The organism is Wolbachia endosymbiont of Tuta absoluta (genome assembly GCF_059414725.1).
Genome location: NZ_JBNRJY010000063.1, coordinates 1 through 4,763, shown reverse-complemented (window position 1 = coordinate 4,763; position 4,763 = coordinate 1). Strand labels below are relative to the sequence as shown.

Annotated in this window: 7 protein-coding genes; all 7 read right to left on the bottom strand. The window is 31.1% G+C overall.

Features of this window, described 5'->3' with window-relative positions; genetic code table 11:
- Positions 1–157: 157 nt before the first annotated feature.
- The gene (locus ACJ5GX_RS00575; RefSeq protein WP_007302370.1) at positions 158–1,399 is read right to left on the bottom strand and encodes a citrate synthase; all 1,242 of its coding nucleotides are present in this window, start codon (positions 1,397–1,399) and stop codon (positions 158–160) included.
- Between the two features lie 79 nt (positions 1,400–1,478).
- Positions 1,479–1,748, bottom strand: coding sequence for a 30S ribosomal protein S20 (gene rpsT, locus ACJ5GX_RS00570; RefSeq protein WP_007302369.1), 270 nt, complete (start codon positions 1,746–1,748; stop codon positions 1,479–1,481).
- Between the two features lie 43 nt (positions 1,749–1,791).
- On the bottom strand, positions 1,792–2,517 hold the full coding sequence (locus tag ACJ5GX_RS00565) for a lysophospholipid acyltransferase family protein (RefSeq protein WP_052265025.1): 726 nt from the start codon (positions 2,515–2,517) through the stop codon (positions 1,792–1,794).
- Between the two features lie 56 nt (positions 2,518–2,573).
- Positions 2,574–3,560 carry a site-specific tyrosine recombinase gene (locus ACJ5GX_RS00560; RefSeq protein ID WP_007302367.1) on the bottom strand — a complete coding sequence of 329 codons (987 nt, stop codon included), beginning with the start codon at positions 3,558–3,560 and terminating at the stop codon, positions 2,574–2,576.
- Positions 3,550–3,720 (bottom strand): hypothetical protein, encoded by a 171-nt coding sequence (locus ACJ5GX_RS00555; RefSeq protein ID WP_007302366.1) that lies wholly within the window; start codon positions 3,718–3,720, stop codon positions 3,550–3,552. Before ACJ5GX_RS00555 ends, ACJ5GX_RS00560 begins: the two co-directional genes overlap by 11 nt.
- Before the next feature lie 211 nt (positions 3,721–3,931).
- The gene (locus ACJ5GX_RS00550) at positions 3,932–4,567 is read right to left on the bottom strand and encodes an HdaA/DnaA family protein (protein WP_007302365.1); all 636 of its coding nucleotides are present in this window, start codon (positions 4,565–4,567) and stop codon (positions 3,932–3,934) included.
- An 18-nt stretch (positions 4,568–4,585) separates the two neighbouring features.
- Positions 4,586–4,747 (bottom strand): hypothetical protein, encoded by a 162-nt coding sequence (locus tag ACJ5GX_RS00545; RefSeq protein ID WP_012481963.1) that lies wholly within the window; start codon positions 4,745–4,747, stop codon positions 4,586–4,588.
- Positions 4,748–4,763 lie beyond the last annotated feature (16 nt).

Sequence of the window (4,763 nt, the reverse complement as noted above, 5' to 3'; positions counted from 1 at the left end):
TCTTTTAATAAGCCCGAAACAACATTTAACCAACCTTCTATATCACAGCCTGACCAATGTTCTGAAAAAAGCAGACATCAACTAGTAAAAAATCATCTTGCTGTATTTTATAGCTAAAGGAAATTAGGCTATTCAAAGATGAATTGTGAATGAAAGGTTATTTGCCAAGGTAGAGCTGCCTTGGCCTACAAATCTTGGTTTCTTTATCGTTTACCATTTCATACCACTGGGCAACCCAACCAGTGGTTCTTGCAAGTGCAAAAATGGGTGTAAACATACTTGAAGGGATACCGATAGCATTCATTATTATACCTGAATAAAAATCAACATTTGGATACAACTTACGTGTAATAAAATACTCATCCTTTAAAGCTATTTCTTCAAGTTTTTTTGCAATTTCAAGTAATTCATTGTTTTGCTCTAGTTTGCTTAAAATCTCATGACAAGCATCCTTTAATATAAGCGCGCGCGGATCATAGTTTTTATAAACACGATGTCCAAATCCCATTAGCTTAAATGGATCTTTATCATCTTTAGCTTTCTCAATGAATCTATCTACATCTCCACTTTGCTCTATCTCTTTTAGCATATTTATAACTGCCTCATTAGCTCCACCGTGTGCTGGACCCCAAAGTGTAGCAACTCCTGCAGACAGGCTTGCAAATAGATTAGAACCAGCTGACCCTACCAATCTGACAGCTGCTGTAGAAGCATTCTGTTCATGATCAGCATGGAGAGTAAATATTTTATCCAGAGCTTTTACAAAAAGGGTATTATTAACAGCACTGCCAAATATCATATTTAAGAAATTCTCACTATAACTTAATTTATTATTAGCATTTGTGAATTCCTGATTGTTGATATGTCTATAAATCATTGCAACAATTGCAGGAACTTGTGCTATTGCAGAAATTCCAAAATCTAAATCTTCACCATTGACATTGTTGCCATGTGTTTCATGGTAAGATGCTGACAAATTTGCAAAACATGCAACTAAAATCGACATAGGGTGAGCAGTTTTTGGAAATGCTTTGATTACATTTGTAACTTGCTCTGATACTTTGGATGATTCTTGTATTTTGAGAAGAAATTTTTTGTGTTGCTCTGAACTGGGTAGTTCACCATAGAGCAATAAATAAATCACAGCAGTAAAACTATTATTCTCTGCCAAATCAGCTATATCATGTCCCCTATACTTAAGAACTCCTTCATCTCCATCAATGAATGTAATTGTGGAAGAGCATGAAGCTGTGGAAACAAACCCCGGATCATAAGTGAATAATCCTGTCGTCTTATATAAATCCTTAATATTTAACACGTCAGGACCTACTGTTCCACTTAATACGGGCAGATCAATTTTTGACCCATTACTTAGTTCCAATAATGCTTTTTTATCCATCACTTGAGCTACTTAATTTTATACAGAATATACAAACTGAAAAGTATATATTAATACAGTTAACTTTACATTAACCGTATTAAGCGGTCATCAATGCTTTTACTTTTGCATTTAAGCGACTTATTTTACGTGCAGCAGTATTCCTATGAATGACACCTTTATTTACACATTTGTGTAAATTGGATTCAGCATTCCGAAATGCCAAGACAACATTCTCTTTGTCACCAGACTTGATTATATCAACTAATCTTCTAATAGCAGTACGAGTTTTGCTTTTTCGCATCTTATTTACTAAAGTACGCTTTGCTATTACCTTCATCATTTTTTTAGCACTCTTATGATTTGCCATATATTAATACCTGTACTTTTCTTTTAATTATAAAGTTTTTTTGTTAATTTGCAATATCAGTTTTTTCTGCAATTAATCTACTACTTCTTTCTTCAATGATTTTTTCTAAACTTTGCAAGAATTCATTTTTGTTTAACCCAGGATATATGGGAGGTAATATTTCTATTACCGCCTTTCCGGGATTCTTTCTCAGAGAAAGTATGCTTTTTGGCCAAAACAAACCAGTGTTTAAAGCAATCGGTAACACAGGAACAGATAATACGCTATATAAAGCAGCAATACCCGATTGATATTTTATATTTTGGTTTATAGTCGTTCTTGTGCCTTCAGGAAATATTATTATGCTTCTATTTTCTTTTATATGCATTTTTGCTAGTTTAATTATATGGCGTATAGAACTGATACCATCTGAACGGTTAATAAAAATCATTTTCAGCGCTATAAGATGTAAACCAATGAATGGAATCCATTTCAATTCACGTTTTAAAATAAAAACTGCTTTTCTAAAGAGTAGTATAAAAATAAATGTTTCAAATGGAGATTGGTGTTTAGATGCAATTATAAAAGGTTGCTTAGGAATGTTTTCCATTCCCCTCACTTCATATTTAGTGCCACATAATAAACGCAACATGAATAATACAACTCTCACCGAGCAAACAAGGAAAATGGTTATTACACACTCAGGAAAGAAAATTACAGGGAGAGTAATTAAAGTATAGAATACTTCCCATAATATAAGGAGTAAATTAAACAATAAACTTGCAATCACAAACACACGTAAACTTATTTGAATTTAACTTTACTACAAAACTAAAAGCAATAAGTTTAATTATTGATCATCTGAGTAATAGGATGAGAATCAGCTAATTTGTCCTTTAACTTTTCATTAGCAATATGAGTATATATTTGTGTTGTAGAAAGATTAGTATGGCCAAGAATTTTTTGTATCAGCACAATATTTGCTCCGCTATTCAGTAGATGGGTAGCAAGAGAATGCCTAATCACATGTGGAGAGATTTTATTTTCATCAATATCGCACTTTCTTGCTAATTCCTTTATTAATTGACCAACTCTTTGCCTTGTAATGGGTTTATTAGGTTTATCACCTGGGAATAGCCAATCAGATTTTTTGTTGTTAGGAAGCAGATTGTCACGAATTGATAAATAATTTTTAAGACTTTGCAATGCTTGCTCATTAAAAAGGATTTGCCTTTCTCTGCTACTTTTTCCCTTTATTATTATATAGCCTTCTTTACCATTACCGTTTACTAAATGTAATACTTCACATAACTTCATATTAATTAGTTCAGAAACACGCATCCCGGAAGAGTAAAGAATATCTAAAATTGCACATAGCCTTTTACTGCTTATCTCTTTATTCGATCCGCTTGCTGATTTTTTTACTGTTTCCATGAGCAAAAATATTTCTTGAACACTTAAATACTTAGGCAAAGGACGGGAAACCTTTGGATTTCTTAATTCATTATCATTAGCCGGTGCTGGATTAAAATCTATTATTCCATCATTAAATAGGCACTTATAGAAATTTTTGATAGCAGATATTTTTCTTGATATAGAACTAGTTTTATATTTCTTTTGTGTACGTAAAAAGTTTACATAATCTTTAATATTAGCTTTACTTGCACCAACTAAGGTAGTGCCTCCTTCTAATAAAAATTTTTCAAGTTGGTGTAAATCTGAACGATAACTTTCCAAAGTATTTTGTGTAGAGGATTTTTCAGAAACCAAAGCATCTATGTAATACGTGATGTAAAGATTCTCTTTTTTATTTTGTGGTTGTTTATTTTTCATTATCAGCTCCTATATTTATTTCTTTGACTATAATTTGATTGAAAGTATTTTTTGTGTTTTTTATAAGAAAATATGAGATAAACAAAGCATTTATCAATAAAGTAAGTACTACAAACCTTTGTTTTAACCTTTTTTTTAAATTTGATCTTATTTTTACCATATTTCAATTATCACATTGAGTCTATAAAAAACATCCTGTAAAGTAAGTTTTACTATCGTATAAAATTTCCCTTAGCTATGTCTGTTTATTCTTATTATATCATAGTATTTATTATAATTTTAACATAAAGAAATAGTGATTTCAACTTCATTATTGTATGGGTATTAATAAATTTTTAATATATGTAATAAATACCTTACAAAAAAAGGAATCAATTGGCACTTTTTTTTAATAAAGTGTTAATAAAAGGAATGGTTACATTTGATCCTATAGATTCATTATCTATTTTTTCTATAACTTTATTAATGCTGTGGAAAGAACGTTCTATTCTTGCTAGAATATAATCAATTACCTTTAGATCAATTTTTAACTGTTTATCTGAAAATTGTTTTATTAGCATAATTCTTAATAATTCTTCGCTTGCAGGTAAAATTTTTACGCTGATAGTTGATAATATTCGCGAGCTTAAATCTTTTAGTTTGAAGTTAAGCTTTTTCGGTAAAATCGAAGAAGTAATTAGCAGTCTCTTATCATTTTCTTTCATGTAATTATAACAATGTAACAACATTTCCTCATCTTTAATGTTTTGTACATCTTCTAAAATAAACGCATCGCTGTACCTCATTTCGCTTACAAAATTATTTACATCAATGAAAATAGCATCGTTTTTTGATTGCCAGATATGAGCAAGGTGAGTTTTCCCAGAGCTGTTAGGTCCAAAAAGAATCAGGCATTTCCAAGATAAATCATTAACTATTGAGTTATATACGTGCTTATTTTCATCTAAGGTGATATAATTTTGCCAACAATAATCAACTTGATTATTGTTAAATAAATTTAATTGCACGTAAAGCCTCTTACATTACTACTTTTTGATAATAATTTTTGCATAAAAATTTACTTGGTCAGGTAAGGAAGCAGTATTACTACTACCCCCTCCCTTAGAAACGCAGCATGCAGGTTTCCCCACACTACGCTTGAGCCCCTTATCTAAGTTCTTCTTTTCTAGAACCGGCTTGTCCTTCATGATTCCTCAGGAAACA

Coding starts and splice junctions, on each gene's coding strand:
- ACJ5GX_RS00575 (WP_007302370.1), bottom strand. CDS start 1,399: ATGGATAAAAAAGCATTATTGGAACTAAGTAATGGGTCAAAAATTGAT.
- rpsT (WP_007302369.1), bottom strand. CDS start 1,748: ATGGCAAATCATAAGAGTGCTAAAAAAATGATGAAGGTAATAGCAAAG.
- ACJ5GX_RS00555 (WP_007302366.1), bottom strand. CDS start 3,720: ATGGTAAAAATAAGATCAAATTTAAAAAAAAGGTTAAAACAAAGGTTT.
- ACJ5GX_RS00560 (WP_007302367.1), bottom strand. CDS start 3,560: ATGAAAAATAAACAACCACAAAATAAAAAAGAGAATCTTTACATCACG.
- ACJ5GX_RS00545 (WP_012481963.1), bottom strand. CDS start 4,747: ATGAAGGACAAGCCGGTTCTAGAAAAGAAGAACTTAGATAAGGGGCTC.